Origin of the sequence: Micromonospora sp. B006, from assembly GCF_003408515.1 — a bacterium.
Lineage (GTDB): Bacteria > Actinomycetota > Actinomycetes > Mycobacteriales > Micromonosporaceae > Micromonospora > Micromonospora echinospora_A.
The window spans coordinates 2,692,624-2,709,544 of the sequence record NZ_CP030865.1 but is presented as its reverse complement, the minus strand read 5'-3'; the positions used below and the strand labels follow the sequence as shown (position 1 = coordinate 2,709,544).

The following is a 16,921-nucleotide window of genomic DNA, read 5'->3' as shown; positions in this document are numbered from 1 at the left end:
AAAGGACCGGTCCCGTGGCTCTCACCACGGCGCCCGGCCGGACCCCGCGCACCGGACCGGCCGGCCCCCGCCCCACGCGGCGTCGGGCCGGCCGGGCCCGGCTCGGCGAGGGCCTGGCGGGGTACGTCTTCCTCTCGCCCTGGCTCATCGGACTGATGGGCGTCACGGCGATCCCGATGCTGCTGTCGCTCTGGCTGAGCTTCACCGACTACGACATCCTCACGCCGCTGTCCGAGGTGCGGTGGGTGGGGCTGGCCAACTACGAGCGGATGTTCACCGCCGACCCGTCGTACTGGCACGCGGTGCGGGTCACGCTGACGTTCGCGCTGATCGCGGTGCCGTTGAAGCTGGCCGCCGCGCTCGGCGTGGCGCTGCTGCTCAACCGGGCCTGGCGCGGTGTCGGGCTGTTCCGGAGCCTGTTCTACCTGCCGTCGCTGCTCGGCGGCAGCGTCGCGCTGGCCATCGTCTGGGTCAACATGTTCAACCGGGACGGCGCGTTCAACTCGTTCCTCGCCCTGTTCGGCGTCGAGGGGCTGCCCTGGGTCAGCGACCCGGACTGGGCGCTGGAGACGTTGATGGTGCTGGCGATCTGGCAGTTCGGCGCGCCCATGGTGATCTTCCTGGCCGGGCTCAAGCAGGTGCCCACCGAGCTGTACGAGGCGGCGGCGGTGGACGGCGCCGGGGCGTGGCGGCGCTTCCGCGCGGTCACCCTGCCCATGCTCTCCCCGGTGATCTTCTTCAACCTGGTGCTGGAGACGATCAACGGCTTCCAGGGCTTCACCGCCGCGTTCGTGCTCAGCAACGGCACCGGCGGCCCTGTCGACTCCACCCTCATGTACACGCTGAAGCTCTACATCTCCGGCTTCACCGACCTGGAGATGGGCTACGCGTCGGCGATGGCGTGGGTGTTCCTGGTGGCGATCGGCGTGGTCACCGCCGTCTTCTTCAGCACCGGCCGGTTCTGGGTGCACTACTCGGACGGAGACGACTCATGACGGCGCTTCCTGTCGCCCGCCGCCGGCCGGGCAGCGGCCGGAACGTCCTGCGGCTCGTCGTGCTCGTGGCGATCGTCGCGGTGGTGCTCTACCCGCTGTTCTGGATGCTCGGCACCTCGGTCAAGTCGCAGGCCGAGATCGTCAACAACGTCGGCCTGCTGCCGGAACGGTTCACCCCCGGCAACTACCTCGACGGCTGGACCAACTTCGACATCAGCTTCGGCCGGTTCTTCCTCAACAGCGTGCTGGTCAGCGGGCTCACCGTCGTCGGCAACGCGCTGTCCTGCCTGCTCGCCGCGTACGCCCTGGGCCGGCTGCGGTTCGGGCTGCGCAAGCTGTGGTTCACCGTCATGATCGGGACGCTGCTGCTACCCGGGCACGTGCTGATCGTGCCGCAGTACATCCTGTTCCGCAGCCTCGGCCTGGTCGGCGGCGACTGGCCGTACCTGCCGCTGCTGGTGCCGCAGTTCCTGGCCACCGAGGCGTTCTTCGTCTTCCTCATGGTGCAGTTCATGCGCGGCATCCCGCGCGAGCTGGACGAGGCGGCCACCATCGACGGCGCGTCCCCGTACGGCGTGTTCCGGCACGTCATCCTGCCGCTGAGCCGCCCGGCGCTGGTCACCACGGCGATCTTCTCGTTCATCTGGACCTGGAACGACTTCTTCCGGCAGCTGGTGTTCCTGTCCAGCCTGGAGGACTACACGGTCCCGGTGGCGCTGACCCTGTTCATCGACTCGACCAGCCAGAGCGCCGTCGGCCCGATGTTCGCCATGTCGGTGCTGTCCCTGCTGCCGGTGTTCCTGTTCTTCCTGGCCTTCCAGCGGATGCTCGTCGAGGGCATCAACACCAGCGGACTGAAGGGATGACCGCCGTGTCCGCCCATCCCGATGCCGTGCCGGCCCGTGGCGACTGGCGGGCCACGCTGCGCGAGGCGACCGACCTGGCGCTGCTCGGCTTCGCCGTGGCGCTCGCCGCGCTGCCGGTGCTCACGCTCGCCCCGGCGCTCGCCACCGCCAGTGCCGCGCTGCACGACAGGTCGGTCACCGGCGCCTGGCCCGACGCGCGGACCAGCCTGGCCCGGTTCGGCCGCGCGCTGCCCGCCGGGCTGGCGGTCAGCACCGTCGCGCTCGCCGCCGTCGCGCTGCTCGCCGCCGACCTGGTCGCGCTCGCCACCGGCCGGGTGCCCGGCGGCGGGCCCGTGCTCGCGCTCACCGCCGTGGTGGTGGCGGCAGTGCTCGGGTACGCGGGCCTGGTCGCCGTCGCGGTCGGACGCACCGGCGGCCGGGGCTGGCGGACGGCCGCCCGTGAGGTGGCGCGTTCCTGCCCGCAGCGCCCCGGCGTGTGGGCCGCCGCCTCCGGCATCTGCGCGCTGGCTGTGCTGCTGGGCGTGCTGGTCACGCCGGTCGCGGTGCCGATCCTCGGCGGGTACGCCCTCGCCGCGCTGCACGCGCTGGACGCCCGCCGCCCGGTTCCCGCCCCGGACCCGACGTGACCCCCGAACCTCGTTCCCCCGCTGCCGAGCAGAGCCCTGCCGACGCCGAACCCCGGCTGGTGGTGGACGGCGTCGAGGTGGCGCGGTACCTCGTCCGTCCCGACCTGGACCCGCGCCACGGGCCCCGGCCGTACCTGCATCCGGTGCGGACCCGGGCCGGCACCCTGGTCACCGACGCGCTCCCGGCCGACCACGTCTGGCACCTCGGCGCGTCACTGGCCGTGCAGGACGTGGACGGCGTCAACCTGTGGGGCGGCCGGACGTACGTGCGCGGCACCGGCTACACCTGGCGCGACGACCACGGCGTCATCGCGCACACCGGCTGGCGGGAGCGGACCGCCGACCGGCTCGACCACGACCTGGAGTGGCGCGACCGGCACGGCCGGGTGCTGCTGCGCGAGCACCGGCGGATCACCGCCATCCCGGCCGGGGAGGACGCCTGGTGGCTGGACCTGTCCGCCACGCTCACCTCCGCCACCGGCGCCGACGTGCGTCTGGGCAGCCCGGCCACGAACGGCCGCCCGGGCGGCGCCGGGCACGGCGGATTCTTCTGGCGTGCCGTGGCCGACGGGGAAGCGCGGGTGCGCACCGCCGAGGCGGCGGGCGAGGAGGCGGTGAACGGCTCGGCCGCGCCCTGGCTGGCGTTGTCCGCCTCCGCGCCCGGCGGTGGCGCGTACACGCTGGTGTTCACCGGTCTGGGGCCGGGCGACAGGTGGTTCGTGCGCACCGCGATGTACCCGGGCGTCTGCGTCGCGTACGCGTTCGACAGCCCGGCGGTGGTCGCTGCCGGGCGGCCCCGGCACAACCGGCACCGGGTGCTGGTCGCCGACGGCCACCTCGACCCGGCCGACATCGCGGCCCGGGTAGACGCGGCGGTCGTCCGGTGAGCGAGTCGCTTGGTGCCGCGGTCGTGGACCGAGGCGGTGCCGGGAGCAGGCCGGAGGTGGTCTGCGTGGGCGAGACGATGGTGGTGCTCGCCCCTGCCGACGGCGGGTCGCTGGAGCACGCCGCGCGGCTGGCGGTCGGCGTGGGCGGCGCGGAGTCCAACGTGGCGGCCGGGCTGGCCCGGCTCGGGCACCGCGCGGCGTGGGTCAGCCGGGTGGGCGACGACCCGTTCGGGCGGCGGGTGGTGGCCGAGGTCGCCGCCGCGGGCGTGGACGTCAGCCTGGTAACAGTGGATCCGGACGCGCCGACCGGGCTCTACCTGAAGGATCCGGGGCCGGGCGGCACCCGCGTGCACTACCACCGCGCCGGGTCGGCCGCGAGCCGCCTCGGCGCCGCCGACCTCGCGCGTCCCGGGCTGGCCGGGGCGCGGCTGCTGCACCTGTCCGGCATCACCGCCGCGCTCTCCGGCACCTGCCGTGACCTGCTCGTGTCCGCGCTGGACGGGCGGGCGCTGCCCGGCGCCCGAGTCAGCTTCGACGTGAACCACCGCCCGGCGCTCTGGCCCGCCGACCGGGCCGGCCCGGTCCTGCGTGACCTGGCCGACCGGGCCGACGTGGTGCTGGTCGGGCTGGACGAGGCGGCGGTGCTCTGGTCGGCGGACGATCCGGCCGCTGTTCGTGCGCTGCTGCCCGGCCCGGAGCTGGTGGTGGTCAAGGACGGTCCGGTCGGCGCGACGGCGCTGCCGCGTACCGGGCCGGCGGTGTTCGTGCCGGCGCTGCCCGTGGACGTGGTCGAGCCGGTCGGCGCCGGAGACGCGTTCGCCGCCGGGTTCCTCTCCGGGCTGTTGCGTGGCCTCGACCTGCGAGCCTGCCTGCGGCTGGGGCACCTGACCGCGGCGCCGGTGCTGGCCGTGCCGGGCGACAACGCCCCGCCGCCGGACCCGGAGACGATCGCGCACGCGCTGGCGCTGCCGGAGACGATGTGGACCGAGCCGGTCAGGGGAGGAAGCAGAAGATGAGCGGGCACGACTTCGAGGCCCTGTTCGGCGACGCGCGGGTGATGGTGATCCTGCGCGACCTGCCGCCCGGTGAGACGGTACGGCTGGCGGAACTGGCCTGGGATCTCGGCATCGCCGTGGTGGAGGTGCCCATCCGTACCCCGGAAGCGGTGCCGGCGTTGCGCGCCGCCGTGACGGCCGGGCGGCGGCGGGACCGGATCGTGGGCGCGGGCACCGTGCGTACCCCGGCGCAGGTCCACGACGCGGTGGCCGCCGGGGCGGCGTTCACGGTGGCGCCGGGCCTGGATCTGGCGGTGGCCGACGCGGCGGCCGGTCTCGGCGTGCCGCACCTGCCCGGCGTGGCCACCCCGACCGAGGCGCAGCGGGCACTCGACCACGGCCTGGTGTGGCTCAAGGCGTTCCCGGCGGTCAGCCTCGGCCCGGCGTGGTTCCGCGCGGTCGCCGGGCCGCTGCCGGAGGCCCGGTTCGTGGCCACCGGCGGTGTCGACGCCGGCAACGCGGGCGACTTCCTCGCCGCCGGGGCGCGCGGCGTGGCGGTCGGGTCGGCGCTCACCGACCCGTCGCAACTGCCGCGCCTGGCCACGCTCGCGGCCGGCGGCGCGGTCACCTGACCGCCGCGTGGCGGGTCCGGTGGCGCGACGACCGTATCTTCGTAGCCGACACCAGGACCGGCGGCCGAGGAGGATCTGATCCGCGCTCTTGCCAGGCGCGCCGACGGCGCGCCGCTTTCCAGCCCTCTGTCGCGGCGGTTGCTGCTGCGTGGCCTGCTGGCCGGGGCGGCCGGGGTGCCGGTGATGGCCACGGCCGCATGCAGTGACGACGAGGACGCCTCCGTCGACCCGAACGCCCCGGTCGAGCTTTCCGTCTTCTGGTGGGGCACCGACGCGCGGGCCAGGCTGACCGACGGCGTGCTGGCCCTCTACACGAGGAAGCACCCGAACGTGACCTTCACGAAGACCTGGCAGACCGAGCCGGGCTACTTCGACAGGCTGGCCACGCTCACCGCCGGCGGCAAGGCGCCGGACATCTTCCAGATCGACGACGACCACCTGGCCGAGTACGCGGCGCGGCGGACGCTCGCCGGGCTGCTCTACTACCAGGGGGCGCGCAAGCTGGAGACCCGCCCGATGCACGACAGCCTCTGGCGGTACGGATACGTGGACGGCAGTTTCGTCGGAGTTCCCGCCGGGGGGAACACCCAGGGCCTGGTCTACAACAGGACGCTGCTGACCAGGCACGGGCTGTCCGAGCCGACCACCGGCATGACGTGGGAGCAGCACATCGTCTGGGCCGAGCAGGTGACGAAGAAGACAGGCGTCCCCGGTACGCAGGATCCGAGCGCCGACTACAAGGCGTTCTGGGTGTGGCTGCGCCAGCAGGGCAAGGAGCTGTACCAGGACAAGAGCCTCGGGTTCACAGTCGAGGACGTGACCCGGTGGTTCGCGCTGTGGTCCGGCGCCCGCGACCGGAGAGCGACGCCGGCGCCGGACGTCATCCGCGAGGGAAACACCAGCGACGCCACCAAGCAGCTGGTGGTCACCGGCCGGGCGGCCACGTCCTGGGTCTGGGCCGGTCAGCTGCCGGACCTGCAGAAGAGCACCACTGACGAACTGGGCGTGGTGGCGTACCCGGGTGACCCGAGCGGCCAGTGGGCCCGCGCCGAGACGTACTGGTCGGTGCACAGCCGCAGCAGGAAGAAGGACGTCGCTGTCGATGTCATCAACTTCATGCTCAACGATCCCGAAGCGGTGGTGCTGCTCGGCACCGACCGCGGCCTGCCGCCCAACGTCGACCTGCGCGCCAAGCTCACCGATCCGGCCCTGAAGCGGTCCATCCGGTTCGACTCGGAGCTGGCGAAGACGTTCGGCGACGGCCCGCGACCCCCGCTCAGGGGACACCGCACGGTGAAGTCCGAGCTGGTCAAGGCCGCCGAGAACGCCCAGTCCGCCCGGGCCACCCCGGCTCGGGCGGCGGAACAGTTCGTCGCCGCCGCCTCGGCCGCGATCGCCTGACCGGACGCGCGGTCACCTGACCGTACGGCCGGACGTGGTGGCGGTGGTCCGGATCGCCTTGACGATCGCCGGGATCGACCCGATCAGCAGCACCAGCGCCCAGATCAGCGCCACCACGGCGAACACCACGGCGCCGAGGTCGTCCAGGATGCTGACCAGGATCACCGGCACCAGGGCGTGCAGGAACTGCAGCACCACAGTGCACAGCAGCGTGGTCAGCACCAGCGCGACGAGGCCCTTGTTGCGCAGGAACCGGGGCTGGGCGGCGAGCAGCAGAGCGGCCCAGACCAGTTTGAGCAGCAGCGCCAGCCCGAGCAGCACCGCCGCGTCGTCGACCGGGAAGAACCCCCAGACCGCGAGGTACGCCAGCGTGCCGAACGGCGGCGCCAGGAACAGCGACACCATCACGGTCAGCTCGACGAACGCGACGATCAGCAGGACCAGCGACACCAGCAGAAGCACGATCGAGAAGACGAGCGTGGCCACGCCCTGCACCCGGCCCTGGACCCGGTCCGGCAGCACCAGGCTCAGGCAGAACAGCCCGGTCGTCCAGAGCGCCACCACGTCGATCAGCGCGAGATAGCCGATGCCCCGCCCGGACGGCTCGGACACCGCGCCGACGTCGCCCAGCTCGACGCCGAGCTGACCGGCGCTGTCCCGCAGCGCGCCGCCGGCGTCCCCGCCGCCGGTCAGCGCCGCCGCGCCCATCTCCACGCCGACCACGAGCGCCACCGCGAGCAGGGCCAGCAGCAGGAACGGCTTGCGTAACTCACCCATGCCGCGTCTCCGTCCCGGTCAGGACCGGGCCAGCGTGACGGCGCATCCGCCACCTCCCGGACAGCGCAGGAGCACCTCGGTCTCCCGGTCCACGGCCACCTTCGCCACCGCCGGGCCGTTCGCGTCGGACGCGACCTCGTCGGTGACCGTGACGTCCGCGTCGCCGGGCGCGCGGGCGGTCACCTGGAACGGTGTCGTGCCGCGCAGCACGAGCGTGCGCAGCGCGCCCGGGTCGGCCACCCGCAGCCGGCACACCGTCCCGAAGGTGAGCGTCACCCCGTCGGCGGTGGTGGCCGGTTCGGCGGCCGGCGGCAGGCAGTTCACCGCCACCGTCGCCGGGTCGACCGTCCCGGACCCGCGCCCCAGGCGAGCCAGCGCGCCCGGCCCGTCCGCCGGGTCGCCCGGGTCGTCGCGGTGCCCGGCCACCGCCACCACGTACAGCGCCACCAGCAGCACTGCCACCGCCACCAGCAGCACCTTCTGTCGCCCGGTCATGGCCGGACGACGGGCGTGAAGCGGATCTCGTCCACCCCGGCGAAGTACCTGTCGGTGCCCTGGGTCTTGCTCACCGCCACGAGCGTCAGCTTGTGCGGGCCGCGGGTCAGCTCCACGGTGCCCACGTCCACCTCGTCGGTGCGGACCACCGTCGGGGTGAACCCGAAGAACGTGTCGCCGACCTGCCGGCCGTCGACCAGCCAGATCGTGTTCGCGTAGTCGAACGACGTGGTCCGCACGGTGGAGAACCGCCAGGTGCCGTCGGCCGGCAGGTCCACCTGCACCGTCACCCGGTCGCCCACGGCCCGGCCCAGGAAGAACAACTGCGCGTCACCGGACCACACCACGTCGCAGCAGTTCTTCTGCGCCACCACCTCCGCCTTCGCGCCGGTGGGGGACTGCACCGCCGCGCCGGAGACGAGCGTCTCCGCCTCTACTGTCACCGCATTCGCCTGCGGCGGGGCCGGGGTGTCCGGTCCGCGGGTCACCAGCCAGGCCACCACCCCGGCCACGACCAGCACCAGCGCCGCGGCGGCCGCGATCCACGGCCACGGCGCGCGCTTCGGGGGTACGACAGCCCGCACGTCGTACGTGACCCGGCCGCTGGACCGGGAACTCTCCTCCGGCGCGGTGTTCGCCGAGTACGCGAACCCGGTCATGTCGTAGCGCCGGGGCGGCGTGCCTGGTGGCACGGCGAGGCGCACCAGGAACGACACCGAGCCCTGCCCGGGCACCACCCGCTGCGGCTCGGCCACCGTGAACCAGGCCCGCTGGCTGCCCTCACCGGGCGCGACGTCGAACACGACGGTGTCCGGCGCGGTGCCCGGGTTCGACACGGTGAACGTCAGCTCACCGTTGTTGCGGGCGTCCAGTGTGAACTGCTCGGCGGCGGCGACGACTGTCCATTCGGTGGTCATGACGGCTCCTCGGGCGGATCGTGGGGCAGGGGTGCTGGTACGTGGGCCCGGCCGACAGCGCGGACCGTCGCCACCCCGGCGGCGGGCTCGGCGTCGTCCGGCTCGGGCGGCGCCGGTTCGGGCGGGCCGGGGTTAGCGACGACCTCGACGGTGACCGCAGCCGGTTTCTCCGCCTCGACGATGCGGGTGACCAGCGCGAGCCGGTCGGCGGCGGCCGGCGGCACCCGCACCACCAGGTGGAACGGCCGTTCGGGCGGCTCGTCCAGCGCGAACCCGGTCACGCCGGTGGCCAGTTCCAGCGCGGTCCGCATCCCGTACGGGGTGCCGCGCCAGCGGGCCAGCAGCGCGCCGTGCGCGACCAGGTCCCGCAGCCGGCCCACCGGCAACGGCAGCGGCGCGTCGGCGCGGGGCGCGGCGACCACGTGGTCCATCGCCACCCAGCGGGTCAGGTAGGCCACGAACCCGTCCGGCGTCCGGTACGGCCCGAACAGCGCGTCGACGTCGGCGAGCACCGCCTCGTCCGGGGCGTGCAGCGCCTCCATCACGTCCAGCAGCGCGCCAAGCGCGCTGCCCGGCCCGGCGGCCCGCTGGTACGCGGCGGGCAGCAGCCGCTCAATCGCCGCTCGGCGCATCCTGCCGCACCACCTCGATGTCGTGCTCGCCGGAGCAGAGCAGCCAGGTGCCGGGGACGGTGACCACGTCGGCGGTGGCCTGGTTGGCGCTCGCCGTCCAGTCCTCGCCGTCGCCGCTGCGGAACACGCCGCGCTCACCACCGGCGAGCACCAGCCGCCCGCCGCCTGACGTACCGGTGGGCGCGGTGGCGGCGATGGCGTCGACCGGGACGAACCGGGTCCGGTCCCGCAGTGGCAGCCCGCAGTTGACCATCACCGGCGACCACTGCGGCTGCCCGGCGAGCGTGTCGAGGCGGACCACGCCGCCGCTCTGCGTCGCGGCCAGCGCGAGCGGGCCGCTGAACGCCAGGTCCCGGCAGGTGCCGCCGATCCAGCCGGACGCCATCGACTGCCACTTCACGTCCGACTCGAACAGCCGGGTGCGGTGGCAGCCCTGACCGGGCTTCTTCGGGTCCGGCTCGCCCGCGCCGCACCACAGCAGCGTGGCCGGGCCGTCGTACTGCACCGCGAGCACCCGGTTGTCGACGTTGGCGAGGCCGACGTGGGCGAACGTGCCGGGCCGTCCGGCCGCTGTGGACAGGTAGACCCCGAACCCGGCCTGCGCGGCCACGGCCACCCCCGGCGCGCCGCGCTCGGAGACGAACGCGCGCACCGCGTAGAAGCCCCGGTCCGCGTCGGCCGGGTCGACCAGGATCTGCAACGGCACGGCACCGGGCAGCAGCGGCACCTCGTACAGGCCCGCGTCGGTGGCCAGCAGCAGCGCGCCGGTGCCGTCACGGTCGATCCAGGCCAGATCGCGGACGCCGGAGTCGAGGTCGGTCAGCAGCGTCCACGTCTCGCCCAGGTCGGTGCTCAGCCGGACCCGGGAGCCTCCGGCGTCGCGGGTGGTCACCACCGCCAGCGAACCGGGCCGGGGGACCACGCCGGGGCGTACCGGGGCGGGCGCGGGCACCACCCGCACCACGGTCTCGCCGTCGAACCGGCCGGCCGGTTCCCAGCCCGCCCCCGCGTTGGTGGAGCGGAACAGCACCGGGCCGCCGCCGGCGTACCAGGTGTCGGCCTGGTACTGGTCCACGGCCACGGTCCGCACCTGCGCGTCGGGCGCCTCGTCGACCACGAACCGCACCGACTCGACGTAGCGCACGCCCGGCTCGGCGTGCTCCAGCATCCGGTACACGTTCGAGGCGCGCAGCGGCTCGCCGAACGCCCAGCCGGCCGGGTTCAGCGGCGTGGGCAGCGGGCTGAGCGTCTGGTGCAGCCGGTCGTGGATGCGGCGGCGTACCGCGTCCACGTCCTCCTCGCGGCGCACCACCACCCGGGCCTGGATGGACACCGCCTTGTAGCGGGCCCAGCCCGCCCGCACCGCCGTACCCAGGGCACGGCGGCGTTCCAGGTCGGCCTCGACCCGGCGGCGGGCCTCCTCCACCTCGTGCTCGCGCAGCACCTCCACCGGCAGCCGTCCGCCGGGGCGGGCCGCGTCCGGCACGTACGGCACCAGCACCACCTCGACCTCGCCGGGCCGGGCGAAGCTGTAGACGGCGGCCCGGGTGAACGCCCGCGCCCGCGCCACCGCCCCGGGGCCGGTGGCCAGGATCTCGAAGTCCCGGGCGGTCACCGCGCGCTGCTGGGCGAAGAACTCGTACGGTCCGCGCGCCAGCACCGACTCCAGCGACTCCAGGTCCCGCCCGCCGGTGGCCGGCGCCGGGTTGTCCACCTTCACCCCCGGTAGCGGGTCGCGCAGGCTGGTCAGCACACCCGCTGCCACGTTGCCGGCCGGCCCGCCGCCGCAGCGGTACCAGAGCCGCACCTGCCGCCCGGCCGGCGGCACCGCCGCCACTGTGGTCGCCCCGGCCGCCCCCTCGACGGCCGCAGCGCCCACGACCGGGCGCAGGTCCAGCGCCGGGGCGAACGTGACCACCCCGGACGCCCGGTCCACCAGGTAGACCTTCGCCTGCGGGCCGACACCGGCGAAGCTGTCCACCGGCCGCCAGATCTCGTACGTGCGCCCCTCGTGCTCGCGGGCCGCCGCGCCCAGTTCCACCGAGCCCGCCGGCACCTCCACGCCGAGCAGCAGGTCCAGCGCCTCGGTGGTACGCGTCAGTGGCGCGCGGGCGGCCCGGAACACCTGACCGGGCTGCCCGGTGCCGGTGCCCAGCAGCTCCGCCTCGACCGGCTCGCAGTGGTGCACGCGTACCGTCGTCGTGGTCTCCCCGGCGGGCAGCACCGCCGGTTCGGTGGTCACGAAGACGACCGGCCGGGGGTCCGCGCCGCGGGCCGCGGCGACCCGCGTGCCGGCCGGCACCCGCACCGGGCCGCGATCCGGGCCGGTACGGGTCAGGCGCACGTACACCCAGGCCGCCGCCGGTGGGTGCCGGGTGACACCGAGCAGGTTCAGGAACGCCACGTACGCCTTCTCCGGCAACTGGTTCAGCCGGTAGATCATCACCTCGGTCAGGTAGGCGAACGCCTCCACCAGCGCCATCCCGGGGTCGTGCGCCGACAGGTCGGTCCAGTCCGGGCAGGACCGGGCGATGCGTTCCCGGGCCTCGGTGACCAGGTCGAGGAAGGCGCGGTCGTCCAGGTGCGGCACCGGCAGCGTCATGACGTGCCCTCCTCGTCTGCGGTCTCCTCGTCGGCGGGGAGCAGGTCGACGGAGAACACCAGGTGGCCGGGGGAGAGGCTGGCCCGGACCCGGTAGTCGAGCCGGATCACCAGGCGCCACGGGCCGTCCGGGTCCGGGCCGGCGTCCACGTCCAGCACCTCGACCCGGGGCTCCCAGCGGCGGATCGCCTGCCGCACGTAGTGGATCGCCAGCCCGGCCGTGGTGTCGTCGTTCGGCGCGAACACGAGCCGGTGCAGCCGAGACCCGTACCCGGGGCGCATCAGCCGTTCCCCGGGCGTGGTGGACAGCAGCAGGTACAGCGCCTGGCGTACCGTCTCGTCGCCGTCGGTCATGGCGAGCCCGCCGGCGGCGGTGAGCGCGAGACCACCGGCGCGGCCGGCGTCGAAGCCGGCGCCGACGAAGCGGAAGGCCCTCATGCGTCCGCCCCCAGGAAGCTCTGCCGCACGTCGCGTACCTGGTGGTGCACGGTGCCCGGCGGGGTGCCGTCGGTGAGGCCGTCCAGGTGCGACAACACCACCGGCTGCCGGTCCACCCGCACCCACGTGCTGTAACCCACAGTGACGGTCAGCGTGTGCAGGCACGGTTTGATCGTCGGGCCGTAGTTCGGGCAGGCGGTGATGTCACGGCCCTCCGGGTCGGGACGGGTCAGCACCGGCACGGCCTGGACCGTCACCCACTGCTGGGACGGGCGGTTGCTCACCCGCCCGTCGTGTCCGCAGGTGATCAGCGAGTCGCGGTGGATCCAGCGCATCAGCCACCTCCGGCGGAACGGGCGAGCGTACGGGCCTGGGCGGCGGCGGTCTCGGCGTCCTCGGCCGCCGGGGCGTGCAGGAAGTCGACGGTGCGCCCGCGTACCACGACGGCCCGGCCGGGCGCGGAGAGCACCAGGTCACCGGCGGCGTGCACGGTGGTCAGCTCGGGACGCAGCTCGACGAAGCTGCCCGCGTCGGTGGCCAGCCGCAGCGTCCGCCCGTCGTCGTCGATCACGATGGACTGCCCGGTGCCGGTCCGCATCGACCAGCGGCGCGAGCGCCCGGACACGATCCCGGTGTCGTACGGCTCGACCGCGCCGAACAGCGAGCCGAGCACCACGCCCGAGGCCGGTTCGCCGCCGGGCAGCGCCACCAGCACGGTGTCGTCCGGGTCGGGCAGCGCGACGATGCCCTTGCCCCGGCCCGCGCCCGGGCAGAGCACCGCGAGCCAGCCGGCGTCCAGATCCCCGTACGCGGGAAGCGTCACCCGGGCTCGGCCCAGCCCGTCCGGGTCGTCGATGTCGGTGACGGTGCCGAGCGTGACCGTCGCGGCCGGGGGCGCGGCCGTCGGCGGCGGGCCGGGCGGCGCCGTGGCGAACCGGGTCAGGTGCCCGTCGGCGTCCACCGTGTGCACCACCTCGGTGAGCACGTACACCCCGGCGACCGGCTCGGGGACGCCGGCCAGCGCGATCCGCCGGCCGGGCCGCAGCGCCGGGTCGCCCTCCGCGGTGCCCTCGGCGGTGACCAGCGCGGCCACCCGGGCGTCCAGCCCGGCCTGGGCCAGCGCGGCCAGCTCGTCGTCGCTGCGGCCGGGCTGGTCGACAGCGGTACGGACACCGTCCGCGCCGACGTCACCCGGCTCCGGGCGCAGCGGGATACGCCGTCCGCTGCGGGCCTCGTCCGCGCGCTGGCCCAGCGCCTCCGCGCGCTGCGGGTGCCACCCGAGGACGGCGCACGCCGCGCCCGCCCGGTCCAGGTTCTCGGTGATCCGCAGCGCGTGCACCGTCTCGCCGAGCGTCAGCGGCAGCGGCTCCCCGTAGCCGTCCAGCGTGAGCAGCCGCAACCGGTCGCCGTCCACGCTCAGGTGCAGCCCGGCCCGGCCGGCCACCTCGCACAGCAGGTCCAGGTCGGTGTGCCGGTGCTGGAGCAGCCGGTCCAGGCGTGGCCCGTCGTCCTCGGCCGCCACGCTCAGCCCCAGCCCGGCGCACAGGTCGGCGGCCAGCTCGGCGGCGGTCACCGACTCGAACACGCGCAGCTCCTGGCGCTTGCGCAGCCGGTGCAGCGGGTCGTACGCCCGGATCCGCGCCAGCGGCACGCCGTCACCGGCGTACTCCCGCTCGACGGCTGTCACCTCACCGGTGAACAGCGCCTCCGCCTGCCCGTCGAGGCGCACGTCGACTGTGGCGCCGGGGCGTACCGGAGGGTCGAGGGGGCCCGCGCCGGGGGCGGCGGCGAGCGTCAGCTCGCACCGGGCCGGGCGGTCGAGGCGGGCGGCGACCCGGACGGCGCGCAGCCGGGCCGGGTCGGCCAGCGGCCGGCCGTCGACTGTGACAATTGCGGCCCGGCTCACGGCGTACCCCCTGTGGTGACGGCATCCGGCGGGACGGTGGCGGCACCGACCGGCGGGACGGCGAGCGCCGTGCCGGCGGGCACCGTGAGCGGGTCGGTGATGCGGTTGTGTTCGGCGAGCAGCCGCCAGCGCAGCGGCGAGCCCAGCGCGTCGTGGGCGAGCAGGTCGAAGCGCACCCCGGACCAGCCCGGCTCGGCCGCGCCGTCGGCGGCGGCGACCACCGCCGAGCCGGGTGCGACGGCAGGCGTGCTCGCCGCGGCCAGTTCCTCCTCGAATCCGGCGCGTGCCGCTTCGGCGCTCTCCGCGGCCCGGACCAGCTTCAGCCGCAACCAGGAACGCCGTGGTGTGCCGGTGAGCGTGAACGCGTCGAAGCGTTCCGCGATCGCGGTGATCACGCCGGGGACGTTCCAGGTCTTGCCCCAGACCAGGCGCACCAGCGGCGGGCGCAGCCAGCCGTGCTCGACAGTCGAGTTCTCGGCGAGCATCCACAACGGCCGGGTCAGCGCGCGCACGTCCTGCGGCCGGGCCGGCGACTCGACGAAGTCGACGTCGAAGAGCAGATCGAGGACCAGTTCGGTACGGCCGCCGCCGGTGAAGACCAGCGGATCGTCGGCCAGCCCGGCACCGGTCAGCGGACCGTCCGGGCCGCAGCGCGGGCGTACCCCGGCCAGCCGGGTCACCTGCACGGTTTCCGGGTTGAGCAGGCAGTCGACCCGGGTGCCGGACTCGTCCACGAGGAAGGCGACGCGCTCCATCAGTCACCCGCCTGTTCCCGGTCCAGCCGGGCCGTGTCACTCCACGGCGTGGTCCGCGAGGGCTGCCACGCCGCTTCGGCCGGGAGCGCCGGCCACAGGTCCGCGCCTGGCCCACCGCCGTCCGTCATCCCGGTCGACACCGGGCCCGTCGTGCGGATCGGGCCGGAGTTCTCCGGCAGCGCCGGCCACGGGCCGCCGTACGTGGGCCGCCCGGGCCGCTGCCCCTGCCTCGCCCCGGACTCGCCGCCGGACGTCGGGTCGTGTCCGTCCGGGTGGGGTGAGCCGGCGGCCCGCCCCGGATACCGGGCGACGGTTCCGTCCCCGGTCCCGTCGCGACCGTTCGCCGATCCGGTTCGACCGCCCCTGGTGCGTGCGGCCGGTCCGGGAGGCGACGACAGTGGCGCAGCCGCGAAGACGAGCGGGAGCACGTCCCCTCGATCGGGCGGCACGTCCGCTCTGTCGTCCCGGTGCCGGGCCCGGCACCGGTCGAGCTGTGCGAGGTTCCGGAGCGCGCCCACCCGATCGAGGTCGGGCCGCCGCTCGGACGGCGCCGGCCGGTCCGGTTCGCCGAAGCTCACGTGACCAGGCGATCCGACCGTGTCCCGGCTGCTGGCCGGGCCGGTGCGCCGGTCGGCGCTGGTGGGCGCGCCGGCGCCGGTGGACCTGTCGGCGCCGTTGCGATCACTGCTGCCGGTGCCGGCGCTACTGGTTCCTACCCCTGTTGTTCGTCCGGCACCGGCGGTCGCTGTGCTCTCTGTGGCTGTTGCTGTCCCGCCGGTGCCGGTGCCGGTGCCGGTGCCGGTGGCCGGGGTGCCGTGGGTGTGTGGTCTGCCGAAGGCGTCCCGCGATCCGGACCCATCGGCGACGCATGCCGGTCCGGCCGGACCGCGTAACGTCACGCACCCGCACGTCGGAGAGTCCTCACGTGACCCGGCACGGTCGGGTCGTACCGCCTGGCCCGAGCGGCACCGAGTGTCCACCGTCGGCGGGAACGTCTCCGGCCCCGCCGCGCCCTCCACACCGTCCGCCCGTGTGGACGCCGCTCCGAGCCCGGGCAGTGCCGCACCCCGTCCGAGCCGCCCAGCGGATCTCTCACCACCCGAGATCCCCGTCCCACCCTCCAAGACCCGCGGAAGATCTTGGTAGGAAACGGCCCCTGTGGGGGCCCTTTCGTACCAAGATCTCGGCGGGCCGTTGCGGGAAGCGGCGAGTCCGTTGATCAAACGTGCCATCCAGTTCCGCCACCGGCCCCTCTGGCGCCGTTCGACGTAGGTCGGGGCAGGAGCGGAGGTCGGGGAAGGAGCGGGGGGCGGGGAAGGATCGGCGGGCGGGGGAGGAGCGGAGAGCGCGGGAGGATCGGCGGGCGGGTGAAGGTCGCGCAGCAGGCCGGGGGCGTGCGCCGCCACCAGGCGCCGCCAGTGCTCGGGCGGCTGGCCGGGGGAGGGCGGCACGTCCGCGGCCGGGCCCGGACCGGACAGACGGTCGGCGGTGGCCCGCAGCGCGCCGGCCAGCCGGTCACGCGGTCGCCGGGGCGGCGGCACCGCCGGCCTCCAACTCCAGACCCTCGTACGCCAGGGTCAGCGCCTCGATGGCGATCTCCTGCGACAGGGTGTTCAGGTGGGCGCCCCGCCACCGGGTCGGCCAGGCGTTGATCATGTTCCAGCGCAGCACCTCGGCGGTGCCGGCCGGGTCCAGCAGCACCACCGACACGTTGCGCCGGTTGACGGTGCCCTTCGCCGCCGCGTTCACCCAGTCCCACAGCTCCCGTGAGCTGGTCAGGCCGAAGTGGAGGGTGACCGGGGCGTACTCGACCTGGCCGGGCACGGCCCGGATGCGCTCGTTGCCCGCCTCCCGGTACGACAGCGCCGGTATCGCCACCTCGAAGCCGCTGACCTCGGTGAAGTGCCCGTTGGTGACGCCGTTGATCAGCAGCTTGAAGTGGTACGCCCGGTACGGGTCGACGGGCGCTCCCGGCTGCGGCGTCGCGGTGGTGGGCAT

At 74.7% G+C, this 16,921-nt stretch carries 17 protein-coding genes; 7 read left to right on the top strand and 10 right to left on the bottom strand.

Features of this window, described 5'->3' with window-relative positions:
* The first annotated feature begins 14 nt into the window (after positions 1-14).
* The 7 genes from MicB006_RS12940 (at position 15) to MicB006_RS12910 (ending at position 6,402) form a co-directional block, all read left to right on the top strand.
* Positions 15-995: a carbohydrate ABC transporter permease gene (locus MicB006_RS12940; RefSeq protein WP_047892450.1), complete on the top strand. Its 981-nt coding sequence runs from the start codon at positions 15-17 to the stop codon at positions 993-995.
* Positions 992-1,861, top strand: a complete 870-nt coding sequence (locus MicB006_RS12935; RefSeq protein ID WP_116506287.1) for a carbohydrate ABC transporter permease — start codon at positions 992-994, stop codon at positions 1,859-1,861. Before MicB006_RS12940 ends, MicB006_RS12935 begins: the two co-directional genes overlap by 4 nt.
* Positions 1,862-1,866: 5 nt before the next feature.
* Complete coding sequence (locus tag MicB006_RS12930; protein ID WP_225980722.1) at positions 1,867-2,487, top strand: hypothetical protein; 621 nt, start codon at positions 1,867-1,869, stop codon at positions 2,485-2,487.
* On the top strand, positions 2,484-3,374 hold the full coding sequence (locus tag MicB006_RS12925; RefSeq protein ID WP_116506283.1) for a PmoA family protein: 891 nt from the start codon (positions 2,484-2,486) through the stop codon (positions 3,372-3,374). Before MicB006_RS12930 ends, MicB006_RS12925 begins: the two co-directional genes overlap by 4 nt.
* A 65-nt stretch (positions 3,375-3,439) precedes the next feature.
* Positions 3,440-4,390 (top strand): sugar kinase, encoded by a 951-nt coding sequence (locus tag MicB006_RS12920; protein WP_255419523.1) that lies wholly within the window; start codon positions 3,440-3,442, stop codon positions 4,388-4,390.
* Positions 4,387-5,001 carry a bifunctional 4-hydroxy-2-oxoglutarate aldolase/2-dehydro-3-deoxy-phosphogluconate aldolase gene (locus tag MicB006_RS12915; RefSeq protein WP_116506278.1) on the top strand — a complete coding sequence of 205 codons (615 nt, stop codon included), beginning with the start codon at positions 4,387-4,389 and terminating at the stop codon, positions 4,999-5,001. Before MicB006_RS12920 ends, MicB006_RS12915 begins: the two co-directional genes overlap by 4 nt.
* 138 nt (positions 5,002-5,139) lie before the next feature.
* Positions 5,140-6,402, top strand: a complete 1,263-nt coding sequence (locus MicB006_RS12910; protein ID WP_225980721.1) for an ABC transporter substrate-binding protein — start codon at positions 5,140-5,142, stop codon at positions 6,400-6,402.
* Between the two features lie 12 nt (positions 6,403-6,414).
* Here MicB006_RS12910 and MicB006_RS12905 read toward each other — a convergent pair whose 3' ends face one another.
* The 10 genes from MicB006_RS12905 to MicB006_RS12855 all read right to left on the bottom strand — a co-directional run bounded on the left by MicB006_RS12905 (position 6,415) and on the right by MicB006_RS12855 (position 16,921).
* The gene (locus tag MicB006_RS12905) at positions 6,415-7,179 is read right to left on the bottom strand and encodes a hypothetical protein (protein WP_116506277.1); all 765 of its coding nucleotides are present in this window, start codon (positions 7,177-7,179) and stop codon (positions 6,415-6,417) included.
* Between the two features lie 18 nt (positions 7,180-7,197).
* Positions 7,198-7,674, bottom strand: a complete 477-nt coding sequence (locus MicB006_RS12900; protein WP_116506275.1) for a hypothetical protein — start codon at positions 7,672-7,674, stop codon at positions 7,198-7,200.
* Positions 7,671-8,591, bottom strand: coding sequence for a hypothetical protein (locus MicB006_RS12895; protein WP_116506273.1), 921 nt, complete (start codon positions 8,589-8,591; stop codon positions 7,671-7,673). Before MicB006_RS12895 ends, MicB006_RS12900 begins: the two co-directional genes overlap by 4 nt.
* A complete protein-coding gene (locus MicB006_RS12890; protein ID WP_116506271.1) occupies positions 8,588-9,223 on the bottom strand; it encodes a phage tail protein in 636 nt (211 codons plus the stop codon). The genes MicB006_RS12895 and MicB006_RS12890 overlap by 4 nt, the downstream gene beginning before the upstream one ends.
* Entirely contained in the window at positions 9,204-11,825 is a 2,622-nt protein-coding gene (locus tag MicB006_RS12885; protein ID WP_116506269.1) for a putative baseplate assembly protein, read from the bottom strand. The genes MicB006_RS12890 and MicB006_RS12885 overlap by 20 nt, the downstream gene beginning before the upstream one ends.
* A complete protein-coding gene (locus tag MicB006_RS12880; RefSeq protein WP_116506267.1) occupies positions 11,822-12,262 on the bottom strand; it encodes a GPW/gp25 family protein in 441 nt (146 codons plus the stop codon). The genes MicB006_RS12885 and MicB006_RS12880 overlap by 4 nt, the downstream gene beginning before the upstream one ends.
* The gene (locus MicB006_RS12875) at positions 12,259-12,597 is read right to left on the bottom strand and encodes a hypothetical protein (protein ID WP_116506265.1); all 339 of its coding nucleotides are present in this window, start codon (positions 12,595-12,597) and stop codon (positions 12,259-12,261) included. Before MicB006_RS12875 ends, MicB006_RS12880 begins: the two co-directional genes overlap by 4 nt.
* A complete protein-coding gene (locus tag MicB006_RS12870) occupies positions 12,597-14,168 on the bottom strand; it encodes a contractile injection system protein, VgrG/Pvc8 family (protein WP_116506263.1) in 1,572 nt (523 codons plus the stop codon). Before MicB006_RS12870 ends, MicB006_RS12875 begins: the two co-directional genes overlap by 1 nt.
* Positions 14,165-14,923 carry a hypothetical protein gene (locus tag MicB006_RS12865; RefSeq protein ID WP_116506261.1) on the bottom strand — a complete coding sequence of 253 codons (759 nt, stop codon included), beginning with the start codon at positions 14,921-14,923 and terminating at the stop codon, positions 14,165-14,167. Before MicB006_RS12865 ends, MicB006_RS12870 begins: the two co-directional genes overlap by 4 nt.
* A gap of 1,515 nt (positions 14,924-16,438) precedes the next feature.
* Positions 16,439-16,921, bottom strand: coding sequence for a phage tail protein (locus MicB006_RS12855; RefSeq protein WP_073828408.1), 483 nt, complete (start codon positions 16,919-16,921; stop codon positions 16,439-16,441).

Coding starts and splice junctions, on each gene's coding strand:
- MicB006_RS12935 (WP_116506287.1), top strand. CDS start 992: ATGACGGCGCTTCCTGTCGCCCGCCGCCGGCCGGGCAGCGGCCGGAAC.
- MicB006_RS12915 (WP_116506278.1), top strand. CDS start 4,387: ATGAGCGGGCACGACTTCGAGGCCCTGTTCGGCGACGCGCGGGTGATG.
- MicB006_RS12905 (WP_116506277.1), bottom strand. CDS start 7,179: ATGGGTGAGTTACGCAAGCCGTTCCTGCTGCTGGCCCTGCTCGCGGTG.
- MicB006_RS12900 (WP_116506275.1), bottom strand. CDS start 7,674: ATGACCGGGCGACAGAAGGTGCTGCTGGTGGCGGTGGCAGTGCTGCTG.
- MicB006_RS12895 (WP_116506273.1), bottom strand. CDS start 8,591: ATGACCACCGAATGGACAGTCGTCGCCGCCGCCGAGCAGTTCACACTG.
- MicB006_RS12890 (WP_116506271.1), bottom strand. CDS start 9,223: ATGCGCCGAGCGGCGATTGAGCGGCTGCTGCCCGCCGCGTACCAGCGG.
- MicB006_RS12885 (WP_116506269.1), bottom strand. CDS start 11,825: ATGACGCTGCCGGTGCCGCACCTGGACGACCGCGCCTTCCTCGACCTG.
- MicB006_RS12880 (WP_116506267.1), bottom strand. CDS start 12,262: ATGAGGGCCTTCCGCTTCGTCGGCGCCGGCTTCGACGCCGGCCGCGCC.
- MicB006_RS12875 (WP_116506265.1), bottom strand. CDS start 12,597: ATGCGCTGGATCCACCGCGACTCGCTGATCACCTGCGGACACGACGGG.
- MicB006_RS12865 (WP_116506261.1), bottom strand. CDS start 14,923: ATGGAGCGCGTCGCCTTCCTCGTGGACGAGTCCGGCACCCGGGTCGAC.
- MicB006_RS12855 (WP_073828408.1), bottom strand. CDS start 16,921: ATGCCCACCACCGCGACGCCGCAGCCGGGAGCGCCCGTCGACCCGTAC.